Origin of the sequence: Pedobacter sp., assembly GCF_045628745.1 — a bacterium.
Lineage (GTDB): Bacteria > Bacteroidota > Bacteroidia > Sphingobacteriales > Sphingobacteriaceae > Pedobacter.
In genome coordinates this window covers 1-5,568 of the sequence record NZ_JAZQPU010000140.1, presented here as the reverse complement: position 1 = coordinate 5,568, position 5,568 = coordinate 1, and the positions used below count along the sequence as shown (strand labels likewise).

Below are 5,568 nucleotides of genomic sequence, written 5' to 3'. Positions count from 1 at the left end.
CCTCACGGTGGCCTTTTATATGTTGCAATGATTTCTCATCGTTTCAATCTTTTTTATTCTTTAGCAGCTCCGCTGCTAAAATTCCCGTTTTGTTTGGGACTGCAAAGGTAGTAATCTTTTTAACATTGTCAAGCTTTTTATTAAAACTTTTTCCTTTTTGTTTTCCCTGTTAAAACAGATACAACATCAGGACAATCTTACTCCTTTTCGCCTTTCAAACTCTCTTCTCTATATCGCCTTCACTGTTTCCCTTCCTCCGAAGCGGGATGCAAAAGTAGCAAAAATATCCCTGCCACCAAACAATTAACCTGTTTAATTTGTTTAACTGGGTTAACTGCATGGTTTAGAAGCTTAAAGAATTCAAAGGACTTCGTGTAAAACATACATACCTTATTAAAGACCTGTTTAACGATTGCTTTAACCATCTATAAAAGGGATCATCACTCTCTAAAAAAGGCATTGTATGCTTATCTTCAATCCTTATTAAAGCCCCTAAACTTTTGAAATCTTCTAAAGAACAGAAAGACAACAGCAATTATCCCTGATTTGAAAACAGAACAGTCGTATTTATATGTTTCAATATAGCCTCAGTATGGAATACCATCCTGAGGTGTGCCCACATTTCAGGAATAATATACATTATAAAGCTATATATATAAAGGACTGACTTTTTCAATTCCACTTTGATAAAAATATGTTTATTAAAAATGGTTATACATAAAGATAGCGCAGAACAGAGCTAATAATTGTCTGGATCGGCAGGTTGCCCGATAAGCGTGAGTACACGTGGACTTATGGCTTACTCAATGCGCTATCACAACAAAGTGACTAATCCACGCCTATTACATACATCGCAAACTCAACATGGATAACGTTGTTCATTTAATAGAGAAAGAAAATATAATTGAAAAGGTCATAGCCCGGTTTATGCTAAATCAACCAGCAACGATAAGAATGATCATCAACAAGGTCAAAAAATAAATTAAAAACACAGGAGAAAACAAAACTGAATGAAAGTGCCGGTGAAAACAGGTAAACCAAAGGAAAAACAAGCAGAGCACAATTGAGAACTCAGCACAGCACAATGAAAAGCAAGCAATGCAAAATGAAAACCAAGCAAAGCGCTATTGAAAGACGCTATAATGAAATTGAAAACAGATAAAGCATACTTGCAAAACAGTGAATAAAAAATCAGGGCAAAAAAAAGAGCGGCCAATCCTGGACCGCTCGTTTTCTAACTAACTTATTATTCATAAAAAAACTGGCTGTTGGGGAAGGAGTCGAACCTTCAAGGGGAAGTTAGCCGCAGTTCAAAATTAATTTGTGGTCAACCCATAAACTGTGTTTATCCCATGATCCCCACCACCGAGACAAGAAGGTGTGTCTGCCAATTTCACCACCCAACATTAAAAAAAAGAACTTACTCTTTTGCTGTAGGGGAAGGAGTCGAACCTTCAAGGAGTAGTTAGCCCTTACGGGTTTTCTAATATCTCCACCACCGAGACAAGGAGGTGCGTCTGCCAATTCCACCACCCTACATTGTTAAGCTACGTTAAAGAACTCTGTTTTTTTTTCGTTTGCTTAATACAAATGTAAGAACATCCCCAATACGTTGCAAATATTTTAAACATTTAATTTTATTATTACTATATTTATAATTAATTTAGTATATCATTACAAAGTACACAAATCATGATAAAAAAAGAAACCCAAAATTCAGAAATTGATAACCTTGATATTGACATTCTGAAACAATTAATGCATGATGCCACTAAGCCCTACACAGAAATTGCTAAAGATTTGATTGTTTCTGGAGGAACGATACATGTGAGAATGAAAAAACTTCATGAAATGGGCATCATCAGAGGCTCCCACCTCATTATTGATCCACAAAAAGCAGGATTTGATATTTGCGCCTTTCTAGGAATCTATTTAGAAAAGGGAATTCAATATAAGGATGCTGTGGCCCAGCTCAGTAAAATTAAAGAAGTAGTGGAGCTCCATTATACTACAGGCACGTATAGTATGTTTGCGAAAATCATCTGCAGAGACACCAGTCACCTCAGACATGTATTAAACGAAGAAATACAAGCAGTACCGGGTATTCAACGCACAGAAACGCTGATTTCATTAGAAGAAAGTATCAAAAGGCAAATTGAACTTTAATTCAATTTGCCTTTTGATACTATATAAGCAGAGTCCTTTTACGTAACTTCAAGAAGAAAATTAACCTGTGTTTAGTAATGAAGTTACTTGCATAGCTAACGGAGAAGCTGGTGTTTCTAACAGATTGAAATATGAGTATGAACCGCTAAGCATTTAAAGAACCTGATTATTTAAACTTATTTTTTAAAGCTTCCAGCTTCATTTGCAGGTCGCCTTCAGCCTCTTGCTTTGCTTTTACTGGTTTTACCTGCTTATGGGCAGGCTTAATAAAAACCTTAGCTTTGCTTTGCTGCTTTTCCGTTGCCTTTACACGAGGTTTAGACTCCGTTTTCCCGGTTTTCATGGATAAAGAAATCCGTTTTCTGGCTACATCGAGTTCTATCACTGTTACTTCTACCTTTTGATGCACTTTAACCACATCATTTGGGTTGGCTACAAACTGGTCTGCAAGTTGACTGCTATGCACCAAACCATCCTGGTGAACACCGATATCTACAAAAGCCCCGAAATTGGTGATATTAGTAACGATACCCAGCAGTTTCATCCCCATTTTTAAGTCGGCAATTTCATTTACACCGTCTGTAAAGCTAAAAACCTCAAACTGCTCCCGCGGATCTCTTCCCGGTTTAGCCAGTTCCAACATAATATCCGTTAAAGTAGGCAAGCCCACATGCTCACTCACGTATTGCTGTAATTTAATTTGCTTTTGTTTCTGCACATCCTTCAGCAACTCTTCCATGGTGCAACCTAAGTCCGCAGCCATTTTGTTGATCAAAGGATAACGTTCAGGGTGTACACCACTGGCATCAAGCACATGCGCCGCGTTACGGATGCGAAGGAAACCCGCAGCCTGTTCAAAAGCTTTATCACCTAAACGAGGCACTTTCTTTAAGCTCTCCCTATTTTTAAAGGCACCATGCTCATTGCGATAAGCAACAATATTTTGTGCCAACTGCGGGCCAAGTCCCGAAACGTAGGCCAGAACTTGTTTAGAAGCTGTATTTAACTCTACCCCAACGGCATTTACACAGCTCATCACGGTATCATCTAAAGATTGCTGTAATTTATTCTGGTCCACATCATGCTGGTATTGACCCACACCAATAGATTTAGGATCAATTTTCACTAATTCAGCAAGAGGATCCATTAAACGGCGACCAATAGAAACGGCGCCCCTAACGGTGATGTCTTTATCAGGAAATTCTTCACGAGCCACATCAGAGGCCGAATAAATAGAAGCCCCATTTTCACTCACCATAACCACGGTAACCTCAGGAATAGCCAGGCCACGAATAAAGAGTTCTGTTTCTCTACCTGCAGTACCATTACCAATGGCGATAGCTTCAATAGCATATTTAGCACAGAGATTGGTAATCAGCTCCGCAGCCTTTTTAATATTGGCCTGTCCTGTATGCGGAAATATAGTTGTATTTTCAAGCAGTTTTCCCTGTTGATCCAAGCACACCACTTTACAGCCTGTGCGGAAGCCAGGATCTATGGCCAATACATTTTTTTGTCCCATTGGGGCGGCAAGCAATAACTGTCTTGCGTTTTCAGCAAACACCCTAATGGCTTCCTCATCTGCCTTTTCCTTAGAAAAAGAGCGAAGTTCCGTAGCCATTGCCGGGGCAAGCAAGCGTTTATAGCCATCCTGAATAGCAAGCTGCACTTGTTTAGCCTTTTCATTGCGTGCTTTGATGAATTGTTTTTCTAGCAAAGCAAGGGCAGCCTCTTCCGGTGGCATTACTTCCAGTTTTAAAATACCCTCGTTTTCTGCACGGCGCATGGCAAGCACACGGTGCGATGGAGCAGATTTAACAGGCTCTGTCCAATTAAAATAATCCTTATATTTAATCCCCTCCTCTTCTTTTCCACTAACCACGGTAGACTTAAAGATGGCCTGTTGCTGAAAGTACTGTCGCATGGCGGTTCTTACCTCAGCATTTTCATTCACCATTTCGGCAATAATGTCTCTTGCACCGGCAAGCGAATCATCATCAGCGTCAAAAGGCTGGTTATCCTGGGTTAAAATGGCTAAAGCCAAAGGCTCTAGACCTTTCTTCCGGGCTTCAGAAGCCCTTGTTTTGCGTTTAGGTTTATAAGGAAGGTAAATGTCTTCAATCTCAGTAATGGTGAGGGCGGCATTGATTTTAGCTTCCAGCTCCGGACTTAATTTCTCAAGCGCTGTTAAAGCCTTTAAGATAGCCTCTCTTCTTTTATCTAAATCGCGCAGCTGCTGAAAGCGGTCGCGGATATGAGCAACCTGTACTTCATCTAATGTTCCTGTTACTTCTTTGCGGTAACGGGAAATAAATGGAACCGTGGCTCCTTCATCCAACAACTCTATGGTAGCCAGAATCTGTTTTTCTGTAACCGCGAGTTCAACAGCAATAATTTTCGAATGGTTGCTCATTATGCACTAATTTAAAATAAAAAATCCCGAACGACCAAAGTCTTCGGGATTATATTGTGATGGTTATTAAATAACTATTTTGCTACGTACATTACTTCTTTTACTGCTTTGATTACACGCTCAGCGTTAGGTAAACTTGCAGCAATTAAAGTAGGCGCATAAGGAAGTGGCACATCAGCACAAGTAATACGCAATACCGGTGCATCAAGGTGATCGAAAGCATTTTTCTGTACATTGAAAGCTATTTCAGAAGAAATAGATGCCAAAGGCCATGCTTCTTCAACGATTACTAAACGGTTGGTTTTCTTAACCTACTTAATAATAGTTGCATAATCAATAGGACGAACAGTACGTAAATCGATAACTTCAACATTGATACCTTCTTTTTCCAAAGTTTCAACCGCTGGGTTAACCACACGCGTTAACATTTTACCAAAAGTAACGATGGTTACATCAGTACCTTGTTTAACAACGTTTGCTTTACCTATTTCAATGTAGTACTCTTCTTCAGGAACTTCACCTTTATCACCATACATCACTTCAGACTCCATGAAGATCACTGGATCTGGATCAAGGATAGCTTGTTTTAACAAACCTTTAGCTTCGTAAGGTGTAGAAGGAATAACAACTTTTAAACCAGGACAGTTTGCGTACCAGTTTTCAAAGTTTTGACTGTGTTGTGCACCTAATTGGCCTGCATTACCTGTAGGACCACGGAAAACGATAGGAATTGGAAACTGACCACCGCTCATAGATAACATTTTGGCAGCGCTGTTAATAATCTGATCTATGGCAACCAAAGAGAAATTAAAAGTCATAAACTCTATGATTGGAATTAATCCGTTCATTGCAGCACCAATACCAATACCCGTAAAACCAAGCTCAGCAATAGGTGTGTCAATGATACGCTTGTCGCCAAACTCATCTAACATACCCTGGCTTACTTTGTAAGCACCATTATATTGCGCTACCTCTTCACCCATAAGGAA

The 5,568-nt window shown here is 39.5% G+C and carries 2 protein-coding genes, 2 tRNA genes and 1 pseudogene; 1 reads left to right on the top strand and 4 read right to left on the bottom strand.

Annotated elements, in window-relative coordinates; genetic code table 11:
• Nucleotides 1-1,262 precede the first annotated feature (1,262 nt).
• Both ACR2F7_RS05910 and ACR2F7_RS05905 read right to left on the bottom strand, forming a co-directional pair.
• Nucleotides 1,263-1,406, bottom strand: a tRNA-Asp gene (locus ACR2F7_RS05910).
• 25 nt (nt 1,407-1,431) lie between these two features.
• A tRNA-Asp gene (locus ACR2F7_RS05905) sits at nt 1,432-1,539 on the bottom strand.
• 153 nt (nt 1,540-1,692) lie between these two features.
• On the opposite strand from ACR2F7_RS05905, the gene ACR2F7_RS05900 reads away from it, so the two are divergent.
• Nucleotides 1,693-2,166 carry an Lrp/AsnC ligand binding domain-containing protein gene (locus ACR2F7_RS05900; protein ID WP_432712659.1) on the top strand — a complete coding sequence of 158 codons (474 nt, stop codon included), beginning with the start codon at nt 1,693-1,695 and terminating at the stop codon, nt 2,164-2,166.
• A gap of 166 nt (nt 2,167-2,332) precedes the next feature.
• On the opposite strand, the gene ACR2F7_RS05895 is transcribed toward ACR2F7_RS05900, so the two are convergent.
• Nucleotides 2,333-4,579, bottom strand: coding sequence for a Tex family protein (locus ACR2F7_RS05895; protein WP_432712658.1), 2,247 nt, complete (start codon nt 4,577-4,579; stop codon nt 2,333-2,335).
• 74 nt (nt 4,580-4,653) lie between these two features.
• Nucleotides 4,654-5,568, bottom strand: a pseudogene (locus ACR2F7_RS05890) (pyruvate dehydrogenase complex E1 component subunit beta); the annotation flags it as partial.

Excerpts from the sequence above, each read along its gene's own strand:
- ACR2F7_RS05895 (WP_432712658.1), bottom strand. The coding sequence starts at position 4,579 with ATGAGCAACCATTCGAAAATTATTGCTGTTGAACTCGCGGTTACAGAA.
- ACR2F7_RS05900 (WP_432712659.1), top strand. The coding sequence starts at position 1,693 with ATGATAAAAAAAGAAACCCAAAATTCAGAAATTGATAACCTTGATATT.